Raw genomic sequence first — 18,787 nt, forward strand, 5'->3', positions numbered from 1 at the left:
ACTGCGGGCCTGCGGGACTGCGGGGCTACGGGACTGCGGGCCTGCGGGACTACGCGCTGAACGGCTCGAAGTCCCAGAACGGCAGGGCGCGGGCCCTGGCCGCCGCCGCGCGCGGGTGGCCGGGCCCCAGGGCGCCGGTGAGGGCGCGCAGGGCCTCCTGGTCGAGGGCGTCCGCCGCGTCGGCGCGGCCCGCGTGGCGCAGGGCGGCGGCGTGCGCCAGCCGGCACAGCACGGCCAGCGGGTGGGCGGCGCCGAGGGCCTGTTCGGCGCGGGCGGCCGCGTCCTGGGCGGTCCCGACCGCGGCCGGGTCGCCGGTCTCCCCCTGCGCGACGGCGGCGTTCAGGGCGCAGCCGACCGTCCAGGGGTGCCCGGCGCCGACCGCCCGCGCCATCGCCGCCAGCGCGGCCTCGGCCTGCTCGCACGCCTCCTCCCGCTCCCCCGCCACCCGCAGCACCAGCGCGTGGTTGGCGAGAGCGCCCGCGGTGTAGGCGTGCCCGTCGCCCAACTGCCCCCGGTAGCGGGCCAGTACGGCGGCGGCCAGCTCGTGGGCCCGGTCCAGGTCGCCGTGCTCGCGCTCGTAGCAGGAGTACGACGCGGCCACCCGCAGCGTCAGCGGGTCGGTGTCGCCGAGCACCCGCTCGCACCGGTTCATCAGCCGCCCGAGCGTCGCGCACGCCCTCGGCCCGTCGCCGGCCTGGCCCTGGCACTCCGCGAGGTTGTGCTCGGCCCGCAGCGACTGCGGGTTGTCCGGGCCCAACACCTCCGCGTGCTGGGCGCAGTTGCCCTCCTGGACCCGCAGCGCCTCCTCGAACCGGCCGAGCAGGCGCAGGTCGTGGGCGTAGGAGTCCTCCGACGACAGGGCGCGGGAGTGGCGGGCGCCCAGCCGGGCCCGCTGCGCGTCCAGGGTCCGCGCGTCCAGGGCCAGCGCGTCGCCGTAGCGGCCGAGCAGGCGGAAGGTGACGGCGGTGTTGTTCTGTGCGGTCAACTCCCCCGCCTCGTCGCCGATCCGGGCGTAGCCGGTGCGCACCAGCTCGGCGAAGTCCAGCGCCTCGCGGTACTGCCCGAGGTGGCGCAGGTCGGCGGCGAGGCTGCCGGCCGCGCGCAGCACCAGCAGGTCGGCGTCGCCGCGGTCGGCCCGCAGCCGTTCGTAGGCGTCCCGGTCCAGGGCCTCGCTCTCGGTGTACTCGCCCAGCGCGCGCAGCAGGTTGGCGCGGTTGTGGGCGAGATCCCACAGCCGGGCGTCACCGGGGTCGAGCAGTTGCGGCCAGTGCTCGTTGGCGCGGCTGGCGATACGCAGGCCGGCGCCGTACTCGCCGGACAGGAACAGGTAGCGCAGGCAGCGGATCACGGTGGTCTGGACGGCCGGATCGGCGGACTCCAGGGCGCCGGACGCCGCCAGGTGCGGCACGATCTCGGCGTAACGCAGCCACCGGGCGGGCTCGTTGGGGCGGCCGGGGTCGGCGGCGACCAGCGCGTCCCGGACCACCCCGGCGTAGCGGTCGCGGATCTCCGGCGGCATGTCGGCCCGTACCGCCTGGTAGACCAGCCGGTGCATCTGGATGACCTCGGCGGCGCCGGCCGGCTCCTCGCTGTCGGTGTCCGGCGGGTCGGACTGGATCACCGACCACTGGACGAGCTTGCCGATCGCCGCGTCCCACCGCTCGGGGTCCGTGGTCAGCCAGGCGAGTTCGGGGGCGATGCCGTCGCCGGTCGCGCCGCGGTCCGGCAGGTCGCGCAGCAGCCGGACCGGGACCGGCCCCGGCGCGAAGAACACGCACAGCCGCAGCAGGTCGACGGCCTCCGGCGTGTCCTCGCGCAGCCGGTCGAGCACGATCGAGAACGCTCCGAAGTACGTCATCCGGAAGTCCGCGGAGATCTTCAGGCCCGACTCCACGTCCGCGCCGCGGCGCAGCATCCCGATGTACTCGTCGACCGGCATGTTCGAGTCGTCGAGCGCGCCCGCACTCTGGTCCAATGCCAGCGCCAGGTCGCCCAGCGCGTCGGCGAGTTTGTCCGCGTCGGCGAGGTCGAGCCGGGGCGCGCGGCGGCGCACGAACGCCACCGACTCGTCGCGGTCGTAGACCGGCACCTCGATCAGCGCGCTGTTGTGCTCGCCCCACTCCCGGTTCTGCGAGGTGATCAGCACATGCCCCGGCCCCGTCGGCACCAGGTCGTGGACCTCCTCGGGCTGGTCGGCGCCGTCCAGCACCACCAGCCAGCGGAAGTACGGGTCCCCCCGGCGCAGCGCGTCCCGCACCGCGCGCAGCCGCTCGCCGTACTCCCGCCCGGTGACCAGGCCGAGGACGGGGGCCAGGCCGGCCAACTGCTCGCGCAGGCCGCCGCGTTCACTGGCCCGCACCCACCACACCACGTCGTACTCGCCGGCGAAGCGGTGGACGTACTCGGCGGCGACGTGGGTCTTGCCGACGCCGGACAGGCCGATGAGCGCGCTGACCGCCGCGCCCGGCGGGGCCTCGGTGAGCCGGCGGTGGAGCAGGGCGAGCACGTCCTCGCGGCCGGTGAAGCGGGAGTTGCGGCGCGGCACCCCGCCCCAGACCGCGGGCGGCCGCAGCGGGAAGCGCGGGGCGCCCCAGCCGCCCGAGCCGCCGAGGGTGTCGTCGGGCGACGTGCGCCGCGACGGGACGCCCAGCCGGGCCAGCACCCGCCGCTCCGCCTCGACCTCGTCCATGTCCCGCAGGTCCACGACCCCCAACAGGTCTGCTGCCGCGGGCAGTTCCGCGGCGGTGACGCGGACCGCGGCGAAGCGGTCGCTGTGGTCCGGCATCACCGCGCGCAGCGCCGAGTTCCACTCGTCCGGGTCACGCGGGCCCAGCCGGAAGTACCACTCGCTGACCACCACCAGCACCCGGCCCCCGGACAGCAGCAGGTCGCGCAGCCCCTGCTCGACGGCGGCACCGGCGGCGCCGGCGGCGACGTCCCAGCGCTGCATCGACACCTGGACGTCCTGGCGTTCGAGGCGGTGGGCGATCCACACCGCCCAGGGCCGGTCGGTGCCGGCGTAGCTGATGGTGACGCGCGAGTGCGGGGCGTCGTCGGGGGCGGGGGCGGGCTCGGCATCGGGTTCCGGCTCGGGGCCGGTGTCCGGCTCGGGTTCGGCGTCGGGTGCGGGCTCGGGTGCCGTCTCGGGCGCGGCGGCCACCGGCGGCGGGGTCAGCCCCCCGTACGGCCCTTCGCCGTAAGCCCCTTCGCCGTAGCCGCCCGCGGCCTCGCCCTCGCCCTCGCCCGCCGCCACCCGCAGCGGGACGCCCTCGGTCGCGCCGTCCGCCGGTCCCGTGCCCGCCGCCACCACCTCGACCGGCAGCCCGGCCGTACGCACCGGCACCCCGTGGGCGTTGAAGACCGACAGCCGCAGCAGCGCGGGGCCCGGCTCGGCGCCCGCGGTGACCACGAACCGCGCCGGGCCGTAGGTGCCGCCGAAGCGGTGCAGCACCACGGACGGGTGTCCCAGCGCCTCGCAGACCAGGTGCGGGCTGCCGTCCAGGGCGATCCCGAAGGCGAACTCCTCCTGCTCGTACGGCCATGCGTCGGGGTCGCAGGTGCTGCGCAGGTCGACGGTGACGAGGTAGCCGCGGCCCGCCTCCGCGACGCGGGGCCGGCCGACGACGGGTTCGACGCGCAGCCGCGCGCCCTCGCCGCTCACGGTGCCGCCGATCCCGGTTGGCGGGGCGCGAGTTGGAGGGTGGTCTGCGGGTGGCCGTAGTAGACGTACATGAAGTGGTGGAGCAGCGAGAGCACGCGGCGCTGGGCTTCGACGTCCTGGCCGCCGCCGGCTTCCTGGGTGCGCGGGATCTGGCGGGGCAGATCCTTGACCGCGCGGGCCCGGAAGTCGCGGAGCATGTGGGCGAGCGGCTGGTCCGGAGAGCGGCGGGCGTGCTCGACCAGGTGCCCGAGCAGGGCCCGCGCCTCGGTCTCCTCGACCTCGCCGCGGGTGGCGATGCACGCCTTGGCGCCCTTGCGCAGGAAGAGTTCGGAGAAGCCGCGCAACGCGTCCTCACCGCCGCCCCTGTTGTCCACCAGCCGGCCGGAGTGGCAGACGTTGAGGCACACCAGGGTGCCGCCCGTCCCGCTGCCGCCGCGCAGCGCGCTCATCGCCGGCTCGTCCATCTCGTACCAGGTGAGCATGCCCGCCGTCAGGTCGTCGATGCGCTTGCCGTGGGTGCCGTGGCAGCCCATGTAGACCAGGCCGATCCCGGGGTCCGCGCCGGGTGCGGCGGGTGCGTCAGGTGCGGCGGGTGCGTCAGGCGCGCCGCCGGGCCCGGTGGGCGCGGCGCCGCACTCCCCCGCCGCGCCGCCCGTCCGGTCCGGGGTGCCGGGCGCGGCCGACGGCCCGTTCCCGCGGCGGCGTTCGTCGAGGCAGTCGAGGAACCCGTCGACGTCGGTGTGCGGTTCGTGCTCGAAGGGCGAGAAGGCACCGATGTCCTGGCGCATCCGCTCGTCGAAGTAGCCGACCACCCGTCCCGAGCAGTGCGCGGGTTCGTCGAGCAGCGGGCGCTGGAGTTCCCTGATGGTGGTCCAGCGCGCGACCGGCACGGCGGCGCCGAGCGGCAGGTCGGGCCCGGTGCCGCCGTCGTCGTTGAGCAGCAGCATCTCCCACGGGATCTCGTACGCGGTGTCGTCCCAGATCACCAGGTGCAACGCGGTGCCGTGCCGGTCCCGTTGCTCGTTGAGCCAGCCGACCAGCGGGCGCTGCCGGTGCGACCAGTGGCGCACGGCGCGGTAGAACTGGCTGGGTACGGCGCCGCCCGCGCGCACCCGGTCCAGGTTGATGTTCGTGGGCGGCAGTTGGGGCGCGCGCGAGAGGTACGGCCGGGTGGGCGGTCCGCCGCAGGCGCCGGTGAGCAGGTAGGCGGGCTCGTCGTCGCCGGATCGCACCCGCTGCACGCGGAGTTGGGCGAGCCCGTCCGGCAGCCGTTCGGTGGGGTCGGCGGCGACGCTGCCGAGCACGTCGGGCGCGCCGTCGGGCACGGCGGCCTCCGGTGCCCGCGCCGGGCGGGGCGCGGGCAGCCGTTCCGGCCGGGGGCTGCGCGGGCCGCTGCCCGGGCCCACCGCGCGGCCTCCGGTGAGCCATTCGGCGGCCCGCCGCATCCGGTCAGAGGGCGGCATCGGCGTCCCCCCGCGTTCCGGGGCCGGCCACCACGCTCCCGCCGAGCGCGTCGGCCAGCTCGAACGGCAGCTCGGCGTACGGCTGCGCGCCGGTGTCCAGCACGACGCAGTGCAGCCGCATCCGCCCCAGCGCGCCCAACTGGCCCGCGGCGGCGAGCGCGTCCTGCACCCCGCGCCGGCCCACCGGCCCGTCGTGCCGGCCGGTGAGGCTGGTGCGCAGCGGTACGTTGCCGCGGCCGTCGCTGACCACCACCAGCCACGCCTCGGCGAGCGCGGTCGGCTGCTGCTGGAACGCGCGGCGCACCAACTGGGCGGCCAGCAGCAGCCCGTGGGCCAGCGGGGTGGCCCGGCCCGGCGGCCGGTAGAGCGCTTCGGCGAGCCGCGGGTCGAGCACGTTGCGGGCGTGGAAGGTCTGCGCGCGCAGCTCGTCGGCGGCCGACGCGCCGCCGACCTCGACGACGGCGACGGTCGCACGGGCCGCGTACGCCCACTGCACGTAGGGCGCGAGCGCCTGCGGCCACTCCCACTCGGGCCGGCTGGTGTGGTCCAGCAGCAGCACCAGCATCCGCTCGGGTTCCACGGCGCGGGCGTGGCTGCGCAGGTCGGCGGGGCTGATCACGACGCCGTCGCCGCGGCGGCGGGTGCGGCCGGGCAGCCACTGGTGCTTGGCCGCCTCGATGACGGTGGGCACGAGCGCGAGGTCCCGCAGGTCGGTGGCCCGGCGGATGCCGGTGACCGGTCCGCGGTCGGCCGCCGGGCCCGCGTCGCGGCGCCACGCCGCGCGCAGCGGCGCGAACTCCCGCAGCGGCTCGGCCTCGTCCTCCGGGTAGGGGTCGCCGCCCGGGGGGTCGGGGGCGTGGTCGGCGAGCGGCCCGAGCGGCTCCTCCGGCCCGGGTGCGGGCAGTTCGGCGGTGCGGGTGGCGGTGCCGGGCTCGGAGCCGCGCGGGGGGCGGGCGGGCGCCGCTTCCGCGGGCGGCAGGGGCTCGTCGCGCGGCGGCTCGGCGGGCTCCTCGGGGCTGCCGGGCGTGGGACGGTGGGCGCCGCCCGGCGCGAGCCCGATCAGGCGGGCCGCCTCGGTGACGTGCTCCGCGGTGGTGGCCGGGGCGGGGGCCTCGCCGAGTACGGCCAGCGCGCGGGCGATCCGGGCCAGCGCGACGGCTCGCCGCTCCCCCGGCGCCAGGTCGGCCGCGCGGGCGAGGGCGCCCTCATCGAGCGGCGGTCCACAGGCCCTGCCGCCGGCTGCGGCGCGCGCCGCGAGCCGCACGAGCGCCTGCCGTACGCCGCTGGCCCGCCAGGCGGCCACCGGGTCCGCGGGCAGCCGCAGGTCGGGCACCGCCAGGCGCAGCGGGAAGCGGTCCAGCAGGTGCGGGGAGACCCGGCCCGCGTCCTCCGTACGGCAGAACGCGAGCCAGCGGGCCCGCGGCCGCCACACCTCGCTCACCCCGTGCCGCTCGACGGCCGCGACGTCCGCCCCCAGCACCGTGACCGCCGCCCGCAGCCCGGGCAGCGGCAACCGGGCCAGGTCCGACACGACCACGACCCGCGGCGGCGCGGCGGGGTCGGCCTCCACCAGGTCGCCGCCGAGCACCTCCAACGTGATCCGGCCGCCCGCCGGCCGCAGCCTCGTACGCGACCACAGGTCGTCCTCCCGCACCCCGGCGCCCAACCGCACCACCGGCCCTCCGGCCGCGGCCGAACCCCGTTGCCCGGGAAGGCCGTTGCGGATGCCGGCCGGCTCCCCTCGCGGGACCGCGTCCATGGCCGTCGACGCGAACACGCCGGCGACCGGAGCCGCCAGCTCGGGCGGGACGTCGAAGAGGAGGACGCCGGTGAGGCGGGGGTCGGCGGCGGCGCAGGCGAGGACGCGCAGGAGGCGGTCGAAAGCGGGCGTGGTGCCGTACGGCGTGCTGCCGGCGGGCGTGGCGTCAGGGGGCGTGGTGCCGGGCGGCGAGGTGTCGGGCGGGGTCATGCGAGGAGGTCGTCGAGGCGGGCGAGGTCGTCGGGGGTCCAGTCGGCGGAGCCGCCGTGGGTGCTCTCGGGCCGGCGGTGCCGCAGGGCGAGCGGCGCGGTCGCCCGCAGGTCCGCGGCGGTCACCGCGGGGGCACCCTCGGCGGCGGCGTGCGCGCGGGCAGCCTGGAGCATGACCACCTCGCCGCGGTGGCCGACCACCTGGAGCGCCGCGGCGATGTCGGCGCAGCGCCGGACCACGGCGTCGGGCACCTCGACGTCGAAGAGCCGGGCCCGGGCCGCGAGGAGCCGTTCGCGCAGCTCCCGGTCGAGCCGGTGCCCCTCGGCGAGCCAGGCCGAGCCGGGGTCGCCGCTCTCCTCGTCGAACCGCAGCACCGCGCGGAGCATGGCGTGCCGCTGGTCCGCGTCGAGCGGCTGCGCGGTGGCCATCAGGCCGAACCGGTCCAGGAGTTGGGGCCGCAGCCCGCCCTCCTCGGGGTTCATCGTGCCGACCAGCCCGAAGTTGACGCTCATCACCTTGTCGATGCCCTCGCGCTGCACGGACAGCACCCCGGTCGAGGAGACGTCGAGGATGATGTTGACGACGTGGTCGTTGAGCAGGTTGACCTCGTCGATGTAGAGCAGGCCGTCGGCGTGGGCGGCCTCCAGCAGTCCGGGCTGCTCCCTCGTCTCGCCGCGCAGCAGCGCGTTCAGCTCCCAGCCGCCGAGTACGCGGTCGTCGGTCGCGTCGATGGTGAGGGTGACCGGCAGCCGGCCGCGGGCCATGAGCGCGAACGCCCGGACCACGGTGGACTTCGCGGTGCCGGGCTGGCCGGAGATCAGCACCCCGCCGATCGCGTCCGCGATGTAGTTCAGCTCCAGCGCGAGCTTCAACTCGTCCTGGCCGACGACGTAGCTGTACGGCAGGATCGCGATCCCCCGCGGCGGCCCGCCGTCTCCCCCGCGCCCCGGGTCCCCCTGCTCGGGTGCGCCCTGCCCCGCGTCGCTCTTTTCGGCGTCGCCTTGTCCGGCGTCGCCCTGCCCCGCGTCGCCCTGTTCCGCCTCGCCCCGCTCCGTCCCGGCCGTCACGACGCGGTGCCGGACTGCCAGCGGAACGTCACCTGTAACTGGGCCTCCGCCGAACTCTGCACGACGTACGCGCCCAGCGAGGCGTCCAGCTTGATGCCCACCTGCATCTCGACCTCGTCCGGCCGGGTCCCGTCCGGCAGCGCCCGGAAGCGGGTGGCGGCGATCTCCGCGCAGCGGCAGGCGAGCGCGATGCCGTCCTCGTACACGTCGCGGGACAGCTCGGCGACGCGCCGTGCGGGGTTGCCGCGGGTCTCGCCGGAGTACACCCCTTCGGCGGGGCCGACCGGACCCGGCACGGCGGCCGGGCCCGGCTCGACCTGGACGTAGACGGGCGGCGCGCCCGAGGTGGCGGGCGGGCCGCTGACTATGGACATGTTCCTCGTCCCCCATGGCGGTTGTGGCGTGCGCGGGTCACGGCGGGCGTGGCCCGGTCAGGAGCTGAACGGCTCGAAGTCCCAGTACGGACGGCTCCGGGAGCGGGCCGAGATCGTGTGCGGGTGCTGCGGGCCCAGCGTGCGGGAGAGGGCTTCGAGCGCCTCCTCCTCGACCTTGTCGGCCTCCTGGCGCTTGCGCAGGTTGCGCAGGTCGGTGGCGAGCGCGATCCGGCAGGACAGCGTGAGCGGGTGCTCCTTGCCGAGCCCGGCCGCGGCCTTGTCGGCGGTGATCCGGCTCAGCTCCACGGCGCTCTCCGGGTCGCCGCTGAAGTTGCGGGCCGCCGCGACGTTGAGCGCGCAGCCCAGCGACCAGGGGTGGTTCTCCCCGACCACGCGGGTCATCGCGACCAGCGCGTCCTCGACCTCGATCTGGGACTGCTGGCGCTCGCCGGCCGCCCGCAGCAGCAGGCCGTGGTTGGCCAGCACGCCCGCGGAGTACGGGTGGCCGTCGCCGAACTGCTGCCGGTACCGGGCCAGTACGAGCTCGCCCAGCTCGCGGGCCCGGTCCAGGTCGCCGTGCTCGCGCTCGAACGTGGACAAGGTGGCCGCCACCCGCACGGTCAGCGGATCGGTGTCGCCGAGCACCCGGTCGCAGCGCTCCAGCAGCCGGGCCAGCAGGTTCGCGGCGCGCGGCCGGTCACCGCCGCGCTGGTAGCACAGCGCGAGGTTGTGCTCGGCGCGCAGCGTCTGCGGGTTGTCGGCGCCGAGCACCGTGCGGTGGATCTCCGCGTTGCGCTCCTGCACCGACGTGGCCTGCTCGTAGCGGCCGAGCAGCCGCAGGTCGTGGGCGTAGGAGTTCTCCGACGACAGCGTCCAGTTGTGGCGGTCGCGCAGCAGCTCGCGCAGCGCCTCCATCGTCACCTGGTCCAGCCGGAAGGCGTCGGAGTAGCGGCCCAGCAGGCGCAGGGTCAGGCCGATGTTGTTCTGGGCGACGAGGGTGCGGGAGTCCTGGCCGCCGACGAGTTCCTGGTAGCCGTCGCGGACCCGCACCGACAGTGCCAGCGCCTCGTCGTAGCGGCCCAGCGCGCGCAGGTCGGCCGCGAGGCCGCCGCCGGCCCGCAGCGCGAGCAGGTCGCCGTCGCCGCGGTCGCGGCTCAACTGCTCGTAGGCACGGCGGTCGATGGCCTCGGTGGTCTCGTAGTCGCCGGTGGCGCGGATCGCGTTGGCCTGGTGGTGGGCGAGGTCCCACAGCCGGGGGTGGCTGGGTTCGAGCAGCCGGGGCCAGGTCTCGGCGGCGGTCGCGGCGATCCGCTGCGCGGTGCGGTACTCGCCGGACAGGTAGAGGTAGCGCAGGCAGTTCAGCACGGTGAGCTGGATGTCCGGATTGGTGGACTCCAGCGCGTGGGACGCCTCCAGGTGCGGGACGATCTCGGCGTAACGCGGCCACAGCCGGGTGTCGTTGGGGCGGCCGGGGTCCGCGGCGGCGAGCAGCTTGCGGACCACCCGGGAGTACAGGCTCTGCTCCTCCTGGGGCATGTCGGCCCGCACCGCCTGGTAGACCAGCCGGTGCATCTGGATGACCTCGTTGGTGCCGACGGACTCCTCGTTGTCGGTCTCGGGCGGGTCGGACTGGATCACCGACCACTGGGCGAGCTTGCTGACCGCCGAATTCCACAGCAGCGGGTCGTCCATCAGCCCGGCGAGCTGCTCGGGCACGTCGCGGATCGGCAGGTCGCGCAGCAGCCGGATCGGGATCGGCCCCGGCGCGAAGAACACGCACAGCCGCAGGAAGTCGACGGCTTCGGGCTTGTCCTCGCGCAGCCGGTTGAGGAGTATCGAGAACGCGGTGAAGTACGTCATCTGGAAGTCGGCGGCGACCTTCAGCCCGGACTCCACGTCGGCGCCGTGCCGGAGCATCCCGATGTACTCGTCGACCGGCATGTTCGAGTCGTTGAGGGCGCCCGCGTTCTGGTCCAGCGCCAGCGCCAGGTCGCCCAGCGCGTCGGCGAGTTTGTCCGCGTCGGCGAGGTCGAGCCGGGGAGCGCGGCGGCGCACGAACGCCACCGACTCGTCGCGGTCGTAGACCGGCACCTCGATCAGCGCGCTGTTGTGCTCGCCCCACTCGCGGTTCTGCGAGGTGATCAGCACGTGTCCCGGCCCGGTCGGCACCAGGTCGTGGATCTCCTCGGGCTGGTCGGCGCCATCGAGCACCACCAGCCAGCGAAAGTACGGGTCCCCGCGGCGCAGCGCGTCACGGACCGCGCGCAGCCGCTCGCCGTACTCCCGGCCGGTGACCAGGCCGAGGGCCGGGGCGAGGCCGGCGAGCTTCTCGCGCAGGGTGCCGCGCTCGCTGGCCCGCACCCACCACACCACGTCGTACTCGGAGCCGAAGCGGTAGACGTACTCGGTGGCGATGTGGGTCTTGCCGACGCCGGACAGGCCGTGCAGGGTGGCCACGCCCGCGCCGGGCTCGGCGGAGGTGAGTTCCTGGTGCAGCCCGAACAGCAGCGCCTCGCGGCCGGTGAAGCGGGTGTTGCGGCGCGGCACGCCGCCCCAGACCGCGGGCTGCTCCAGCGGGAAGCGGGGGCCGCCCAGGCCGATGAGGGTGTCGCTGGGCGACGTGCGCGGCGGGGTGATGCCCAGCCGGGTCAGCACCCGGCGTTCGGCCTCGACCGCGCCCAGGCCCCACAGGTCGGCCGCGCTCAGCGCGGCGGCGGCGCTGGGCAGCGCGGCGGCGGTGACGCAGACCGCGGCGAAGCGGTCGCTGTTCTCCGGGACCACCTCGCGCAGCGCCGAGTTCCACTCGTCCGGGTCACGCGGGCCGAGCCGGAAGTACCACTCGCTGAGCACCACCAGCACCCGGCCCTCGGACAGCAGCAGGTCGCGCAGCCCCTGCTCGATGCTGGCCCCCGGAATGACGTCCCAGCGCTGCATCGACACCTGGAGGCCGTGCCGCTCCAGCCGGCTGGCGATCCACGCCGCCCACGCCCGGTTGTACCCCGCGAAGCTGATCGTCACGGGCCCCCGCCCGGCTGCTGATGAAGCGGTGTTCCGCCCTCCGGCCATGCGACCGACTCCCTCGTTGTACGCGCGTAGTCCTCTGACGGTGCGACAGGTGGCTGCGCCAGAAACTACACCGAATGCTCCCCCGTTGACGTGTCGTCATGCCGGTTCGCGCCCGTTCGTGGTCATCTGCGCCCGTCGGCGCCGCCAGATGACCCGGGCCGTCTCGACGTAGGCGGTGGCGCGGGCCAGGTGGCCGTCCGGCGGAGCGTGCTCCTTGAGCCGAGTGTGATGCGCCGCCATCGCGTTGGCCAGAGCCCGGCCCTGCCGGGTGAGCGCCCGCGCGCCGAGGAGCTGCGGCAGCGCGGCGCCGACCTGCTCGCGGCAGCGGCAGTGGTCGGCCCAGGCGGCGTCCCTGCGGGCCGGGTCGATCAGCGCCTTGGCGGCCCGCAGGTGGAAGTCGGCGAGTGCGAGGTGGGCGTACGCGCCCTGGAAGAGCCCGTCGAAGGGCCGCGGGTCGGGCCGCCAGGGCGCGAAGTAGCCGGGAGTGTCGTCCGCGGTGTGCAGCACCGCCAGTTGGGAGACGGCCAGCAGCTTGGCGTGCTGGAGTTCGTGCACCAGCGTCGCGGCCAGCTCCAGGCCGTCGCGCGGGGTGCTGCTGAGCAGCGCCCCGAACGCCTCGCCCCGGGTGGCGCTGCACTGCGCGCCGGGCGCGCCGGCCAGCGGCACGACGCAGTCCAGCAACGCGCCCACCTCGGCCGCCCGGGTGGGGCCGCCCAGCCGCAGCCACGGCCGCGCGTCGCGCCACGCGGTCCGCCAGGCGGCGTGCCCGCCGAGGTCGAGCCGGTCGGCGATGTCCAGGCCGTAGGGGTTGGTGCGCCGCTCCTCGTCGCGGTACGGGTCCACGTCGTCGATCAGCACGGCGCGGCCGTCGGGGTGCCGCAGCGCCTGGAGCGGGCGCCAACCGGGGGCGGCGGAGCGCCAGATGCCGTCGGCGCCCAGGCGGACCTCGACGGAGCCGGGCAGCGGTCCGGGCGTGTCGAGGTCCTGGCCGGAGGCCCGGGCGGGGTCGGGGTCGGGGTCGGGCGGCAGCGGGACCAGCCAGAGCCGGCGGGGCTCGCCGATGACGCGGATGCGGGGCGCGGGCGTGCCGGGAGCCGGCGAGCCGGCGGCCGGGAGGAGGGCCGGGCGGTGGCCGCCGAGGGTGGGCAGCCGCAGCTCGCCGTCGCGCAGCGGGACGTCGACGGTGAAGCGCAGGCCCGCGCGGGCGGCGGCGGCCACCGCGAGCCCGGCCAGGTGCGGCAGTTCCTCGACGGCGCGGTGCGCCTGCCCGGGCCGGGTCAACGCGCGTAGGCACCGCTCGGCCCAGGCTCCGGTGTGCGGATACTGCACGACCTGGCGGGTCGCGGCGCTGTCCGCGCGGTCGGCGGCCTCCAGCAGCCGCCAGTCGCGCAGCACGCGGTCGGCGGTGCCGGCCGGCAGGACGCCGGCGGGCGCGTCCATGACCGCCTCCAGCAGGGCGCGCAGGGTCAGCAACCGGCGTGCGTGCTGGTGCGAGACGAGCAGGGCCAGCAGCTGCGGGGTGCTGCCGGTGCTGCCGAGTACGGGCAGCATCTCGTCGGGTAGGGCGCTGTCGGCGGGGGCGGGTGCGGGGGTGGTGGTGCCGGGCGGGTTCACCGGATGGTCTCCCGGGTCGTGGGGCGGCCGAATCCGGTGTCGGCCGCCTGGGCGAGTCGGTGGGCGGTGTGGCGGACGAGCCGGGCCAGGTCGGCGCAGTACACCGACGGGTTGCCGAAGCCGGCGCCGGCCCGGTAGCGGTGGGCGTAGTGTCCGCCGCCGCAGACCGTGACCAGGGCGCAGGCCCGGCAGGTGGCGCCGAGGGCGGCGAGGCCGGCCTGGCGGGCGGCGACACCGGGGTGGGCGAGGGCGTCGTCGAAGCTGTTGCGGAAGACGTCGAGACCGGTGGCGGCGGCGCCCTCGTAGGCGGACTTGAGCGAGTCGACCTGCTCGATGGCGCCGTCGGTCTCCACCACGACCGCCGTGAACGGCTGGAGGCCGAGCCGTTCGATCGCGGCGGGCACGCCCAGCAGCAGCGCGACGCACTCCTCGAACAGCCGTATCCGGGTGCGGCGTTCGGGCGCGTCCCACCACCGGTCGAAGACGGTGGTCAGCCAACGGCCGTACGGTGCCGGGTCGTCGGCCGGTGCGGGCAGGCCGGGCGGCGGGCTGGTCCAGTTGCCGTGCGGCAGCAGCAGGTCGATCGCGGGCGGGTCGAAGGCCAGCAGCGAGTCGTAGACCTCGACCGGGTCGTGCCGCAGGTCGACCACGCACAGCACCCCGCCGTACGCCTCGGGCGCGTGGGCGGCGAGCAGCCGCAGGCCCGCGGCGGCGGCCGGCCAGGAGGGGCGGCCGGCGTGGTCCACGCGCTCGCGGTTGTGGCCGGGCAGGCCGCCGTCGAGGCTGACGCCGATCCGCAGTCCGGCGTCGGCGAGGGTACGGACGCGGTCGCGGGTGAGCAGGGTCGCGTTGGTCTGCACGCTGCCGTGCACCGCGCAGCCGGGCGGGAGCGCGGCGCGGATCACGTCGAGGTCGGCGGCGAGGCGTCCGGCCCCGGCGAGCAGCGGTTCGCCGCCGTGGAAGACCACGGAGACGTCGGTGAGGCGGTGCGCGGCGGCGTGTTCGGCGATCCGGGCGGCGGTGCGCGCGGTCACCTCGTCCGCGGGGACCCGGGGGCGGTCGCGCCAGGTGTGGTCGGGTCCCGCGTAGAGGTAGCAGTAGGTGCAGGCGAGGTTGCACCGGCTGTGCGTCTTGAGGATGAACTGCCGGATCGGCGACGGCGGTTCGGGAGCGGGTCCGGATACGGTCGCGGGCTCCGCCACGGATACGGGTGCGGGTGCGGGGTCCGGCGCGGGTGCCGGTGCCGGCGCGGTCATGGGCCCGGGCGCGGCTCCTCGCGCGGCTCCTGGCGCGGTTCCTGGTCGACCCGGGGCGGGGGCGGCGCCGACCGGGCCGGACCGCCGGGGTGCCCCGGCAGTGTGCCGCACGTCATCACCTCCCCCGGGCGTGGGCCACCGAGGGACTTCCCACCGGCCCTCGCGGTTGTTCCCGCCGATCGCCGGGCAGCAAACACCCGGACGGGTAATTGGCCGTATCCCTTCCGGGGCGCGTCCAAAAGCAGGCCGGCGCGCGGAGGCGCTCACGGGGTGTCGTTGTCGAACCCCCACAGCGCCTCACTGCCCGGCGCGGCCACCCGCTCCCGCAAATCGCTGACCAGCGCGGACAGTACCGGGTGCCGTACCGTGCGCAGCGACTCCAGGTCCATGCCGAGCAGGTCGATTCCGGCCTCGCGAAGCGCCGGGTCGCTGTACGCCTCCGCGCCGCCGTAGGGTCGTTCCTCCATCGCGCGCCTCCCAAGCCGTCCGGTCGTCCCGCTGTCCCCAGGTCCCCCGCTGTACCGCTGGTACTGCTGGTACCGCTGCTCCCGCTCGTGCCGCTGTTCCCGCGCCTTTCCGTCCCCACCGCCCGTCACGTCCATGGTGCCCCTCCGGGCGCACGCTGTCGCCACCGTTACCGCGCCCACCGGCCCATCACCTTACGGAACAGGGTGGTTGCGCGGGCGCCGCCGGATCGCGCGCCGCTCATGGGGCGCCCACGCGGCGGTCACTCGGCGGTCAACTGGTCAGCGCGTCAAGGCGCGCGCCGGTGTCCCGGCCCTCCTCGCCTCCGTCGTCGGGCAGTTGGCGCCACTGGCGCAGGGCCGCGCGGTAGGCGTCCACGGCGGCGCGGGGCCGGCGGGCGGTCTCGTAGGCGTCGCCGCGCCAGTGGTGCGCCCTGGCCGCCAGCCGCACCATCGGCTCGGGCTCGGCGGAGGAGCGGGCGGCGTCCGAGGCCGCGGCGGCGGCCTTCCGGTACGCCTCGGCGGCCTGGTCGAGGCGCTCCGGCCGGCGCGAGTGCTGGGGCACCAGCCGGTGCGACTCGCCCAGCTCGAACCATATCCGCGCGGCCAGATCCGCCCCGTCGGCGCCCTGCGCGGCCAGCCCGAGCACCTGCTCGGCCTCGCGCAGGTCCACCAGTTCCTGCTCGGCCCGGTAGCGCAGTATCAACGCGCGCCCCAGCATCAGCAGCCGCTCCGGCTGCTGCGGGTCGGACTCGGGTGTCTCCATCCGGCAGTCCCGCAGCACCAGCACCGCCCGGTTGACGAACGTCCAGCCGCCGGGCAGCTCCGACCGGGCCAGCAGCGCCGCGCCCCACTCGGCCACCAGGTCGCGGTACTCGGTCCGGTCGCGCGGGGTGAGCCGGCACGCCTCCTCGAACCGGCCCGCCGCCGCCTCCAGTTCGCCGGGCGGGCCGCCCTCCGCGTGCCGGGCCACCCTGATCCGGCCGGCCCGGGCCAGGATCGCGGCCCGCTGCAACCGGTCGCGGGTCTCGCCGAGGGCGCGGTCCACCAGCCGCTGCGCCTCCACCAGCCTTCCGCCGGACAGGAGTTCGGCGTCCACCAGGCTGAGCGTCGCGGCGGTGACGGCCTCCGGCGCGGCCTGCTCGCGGCGCAGCGCGATCAGCGCGCCGGCGTAACTGCGGCCCGCCTGCTGCGCGTAGGTCTGCTTGCGCTCCCGGCTGCCCGCGGCGTCGGCCAGCCGCAGCAGCGCGCGCCCGAGGGCGAGGGAGAGTTCGCTGGGGCGGGGGCGCTGCGGCGACCAGGAGTCGGCGACCGCCTCCAGCGTTCCGACCGTCTCCTGGAGCAGCGCCGTGTCACCGCTGATCGCCCACTGCTCCTCCAGGACCGCGACCCGCTCCAGCGTGGCGTCGAGCTGCTTCGCGGAGTCCAGGCCGGGCGCGGCGCACACGGCGGTGAACTCCCGGTCGGCGCGCTGGAGCAGTTCGAGCGCGCCGCGGTTGTCGCCGATGGCGGCGAGTTCCTGGGCGGTGGCCTGGAGCACCCGGGCGCGCACCGCGCGGGCCGGCAGCGAGGAGTGGTGGGCGGCGGCGGTCTCGGCCGCCTCGCGGGCCTCACCGAGCAGGTCGGTGCCGCCGCGCAGCCGCCACAACCGCAGGAGTTGCTGGGCCAGTTCGGTCCACAGCTCCGGGTCGAGGCCGCGCACCCGCTCCTCCGCGGCCGCCCGGCGCAGCATCGCCACCGCGTCCAGCAGGTTCTGCACCATGCCCTCGGCGGTGAACCGGTCCGCCAGGTCCCGGGCGCGCTGCACCACCGTCGAGGACTGCACCGCCTCGTACGGGTCGGAGTACGGGCTGGGCGCGGTGCCGTCGTCGGGCAGCGGCATGAAGCGCTCCAGCACCCGCGCGGCGACCTCCGCGAACGGCTGCCGCGACTCCGTGATGGTGCCGTCCTCGCCGCCCCGGCCGGCCCCCGACCCGGACCCGGCCCCGTCGGGCCCGAAGCCGCGGGCGGCGTGCTGGACGGCGGAGCGCACCGCGGCGTCCGCGGTCGGGTCGCCGGGGCCCTCGGCGAGCTGGGTGATGGCCAGGGCGGGGAAGTTGGGGCCGGACTTGCCGAACCGCTGCTCGACGTACTCCGAGCAGTGCTTGAGCACCAGACGCGCCTCGTCCACGCCGAGCGGGCCGAGCAGCGCGTCCCGTACGCCGGGCGCGAAGTGGTACCACCGCTGGTCGTCGCCGCTCTTGCGCACCACGAGGCCGCTGAGCAGCACCTCGGCCAGCTCCGCGGGGCCGGAGTCGGGCAGCATGGTGCGCTGCACGAGCTGTATCACCGGCAGGAACAGCGGGGCCGCGGCGAGGTAGACCGCGAGTTGGGCGGCGGCGGGCGACGCGGCGGCGCGGAACCGGCGGACCAGCGCGGGCACCGGCACCGTCGCCCGGCGCGGCCGCACCCGGACCGCGGGCTGGTCGGCGCGCACCCAGCCGACGGCCGCGGGCACCTCGCCCGCGCCCATCCCGGCCAGCAGCCGGGCCCACGCGCCCAACGCCGCGGCGGTGGGCGGCAGTACGGGCACCGGCAGCGCGTCGGGCGCGGCGGGCACCCCGGTCGCGCCGGGCGAGAACCGCAGCGGCGAGGCGAGCAGCATCCCCTCGGCGCGGTGCAGCACCCCGTAGGAGACGGGCAGCAGGGTGCGGCTCCACAGCCGGGCGGGCAGCGGCTGGAGCACGCCGACCGGGCCGTGCCGGCTCAGCCGGTGCAGCAGCCGGTGGGCCTGCCCGGAGCGCCACAGCGGGCCGGCGCAGTCGCTGACCATGAGGGTGATCCGGCGGCCGGTGGGGTCGCTGAGCTGCTCGGCGGAGCGCAGGCTCGCCGGTTCGGGGTCGAAGCGGCCGCTGACGCCGAGCGTGCCGTCGGGGGTGGCGTGCAGGTAGCGGACGTGCACCTCGTGGAAGGCGCCGAGGCGTTCGAAGACGCTGCTCAGCTCGCGCAGCATCCGCTCCCACACGAACATCGAGGAGGAGGTGTCCATGAGCAGTTGCATCGCGGCGTCGCCGTGCGAGGCCGGGCGGAAGACCGGCAGCAGCAACCCGCCCGCGCGGGCGGCGCGTTCGGCGGTGGCGGACTCGTCCAGCTCCACCCGCAGCGGGCGGGCCGGGCTGCGGTAGCGCTGCAACGGGCGCAGGGCCGACTGGAGTTCGAGCAGCTGGGGCAGGGTGCCCGCCTCCGGCACGGCCACTCCGAGCGCGGCTCCGGCCGGGGTGGACCCGACCTGGCCGGGGTAGCCCTCGCCGGGGTAGAGGCTGATCACGCGGTCTTCCGGGGGGACGTGGACCGGTGGGGGCTGGGCCGGGGGGACCAGGCGGGTGCCGGCGCCGTCGGTGCCGTCGGGGCGGTGCGCGCGCGGGTACTCCACGCCGGCGCCGGGGCTGCCGCTGTGCGGGCCGACCAGGGTCTCGGGGTCGGGCCGCGCGGTCGGGCGCGACCAGCGGGCCAGCCACAGGGCGTCGGCGATCTCGGCGGGGTCGGGGTCGAGGCCGGCCCGGCTGATCGCGCTGACCACCCGGGTCAGCGGGTCCGTGGCGCGCGCGGCGGCGCGGTCATCGGGGTCGGTGCCGCAGCCCGTGGCCGCGCCCGTGTCCTCGCCCGTGTCCTCGCCCGGGCCGGCGCCCGAACCGCTCTCCGAAATGCTCTCCGAGCTGGTCTCCTGGCTGCTCTCCTGGCTGCTTTCCTGGCCGTCGGCCGGGCCGCTCTCCGGGCCACCGTGCGTGCCGCCGTTCGGCGCGGTGCGCGCCGTCAGGTCGTCGTCGGCACGGTCGTCGTCGGGCTGCCGTCCGGGGCCCCTCTCGGCCATGAT

At 76.4% G+C, this 18,787-nt stretch carries 10 protein-coding genes; all 10 read right to left on the reverse strand.

The window, feature by feature from the left end; genetic code table 11:
* Positions 1–49 precede the first annotated feature (49 nt).
* Positions 50–3,661, reverse strand: coding sequence for an FxSxx-COOH system tetratricopeptide repeat protein (fxsT, locus tag OG896_RS11985; protein WP_329364890.1), 3,612 nt, complete (start codon positions 3,659–3,661; stop codon positions 50–52).
* The gene (locus OG896_RS11990) at positions 3,658–5,124 is read right to left on the reverse strand and encodes a CHAT domain-containing protein (RefSeq protein WP_329364893.1); all 1,467 of its coding nucleotides are present in this window, start codon (positions 5,122–5,124) and stop codon (positions 3,658–3,660) included. Before OG896_RS11990 ends, fxsT (OG896_RS11985) begins: the two co-directional genes overlap by 4 nt.
* Positions 5,111–7,093 carry a magnesium chelatase gene (locus tag OG896_RS11995; protein WP_329364895.1) on the reverse strand — a complete coding sequence of 661 codons (1,983 nt, stop codon included), beginning with the start codon at positions 7,091–7,093 and terminating at the stop codon, positions 5,111–5,113. The genes OG896_RS11990 and OG896_RS11995 overlap by 14 nt, the downstream gene beginning before the upstream one ends.
* The gene (locus OG896_RS12000; RefSeq protein ID WP_329364897.1) at positions 7,090–8,160 is read right to left on the reverse strand and encodes an AAA family ATPase; all 1,071 of its coding nucleotides are present in this window, start codon (positions 8,158–8,160) and stop codon (positions 7,090–7,092) included. The genes OG896_RS11995 and OG896_RS12000 overlap by 4 nt, the downstream gene beginning before the upstream one ends.
* On the reverse strand, positions 8,157–8,534 hold the full coding sequence (locus tag OG896_RS12005; RefSeq protein WP_328469166.1) for a CU044_2847 family protein: 378 nt from the start codon (positions 8,532–8,534) through the stop codon (positions 8,157–8,159). The genes OG896_RS12000 and OG896_RS12005 overlap by 4 nt, the downstream gene beginning before the upstream one ends.
* Positions 8,535–8,591: 57 nt before the next feature.
* Positions 8,592–11,600: an FxSxx-COOH system tetratricopeptide repeat protein gene (fxsT, locus tag OG896_RS12010; RefSeq protein ID WP_329364900.1), complete on the reverse strand. Its 3,009-nt coding sequence runs from the start codon at positions 11,598–11,600 to the stop codon at positions 8,592–8,594.
* A gap of 96 nt (positions 11,601–11,696) precedes the next feature.
* Positions 11,697–13,214 carry an aKG-HExxH-type peptide beta-hydroxylase gene (locus OG896_RS12015; RefSeq protein ID WP_329364902.1) on the reverse strand — a complete coding sequence of 506 codons (1,518 nt, stop codon included), beginning with the start codon at positions 13,212–13,214 and terminating at the stop codon, positions 11,697–11,699.
* On the reverse strand, positions 13,211–14,470 hold the full coding sequence (locus tag OG896_RS12020) for an FxsB family cyclophane-forming radical SAM/SPASM peptide maturase (RefSeq protein WP_329364904.1): 1,260 nt from the start codon (positions 14,468–14,470) through the stop codon (positions 13,211–13,213). The genes OG896_RS12015 and OG896_RS12020 overlap by 4 nt, the downstream gene beginning before the upstream one ends.
* 263 nt (positions 14,471–14,733) lie before the next feature.
* Complete coding sequence (gene fxsA / locus OG896_RS12025; protein WP_328469158.1) at positions 14,734–14,937, reverse strand: FxSxx-COOH cyclophane-containing RiPP peptide; 204 nt, start codon at positions 14,935–14,937, stop codon at positions 14,734–14,736.
* Between the two features lie 271 nt (positions 14,938–15,208).
* Positions 15,209–18,784, reverse strand: coding sequence for an SAV_2336 N-terminal domain-related protein (locus OG896_RS12030; RefSeq protein WP_329364907.1), 3,576 nt, complete (start codon positions 18,782–18,784; stop codon positions 15,209–15,211).
* Positions 18,785–18,787: the final 3 nt, after the last annotated feature.

The sequence above is a fragment of the Streptomyces sp. NBC_00669 genome (assembly GCF_036226785.1).
GTDB lineage: Bacteria > Actinomycetota > Actinomycetes > Streptomycetales > Streptomycetaceae > Actinacidiphila.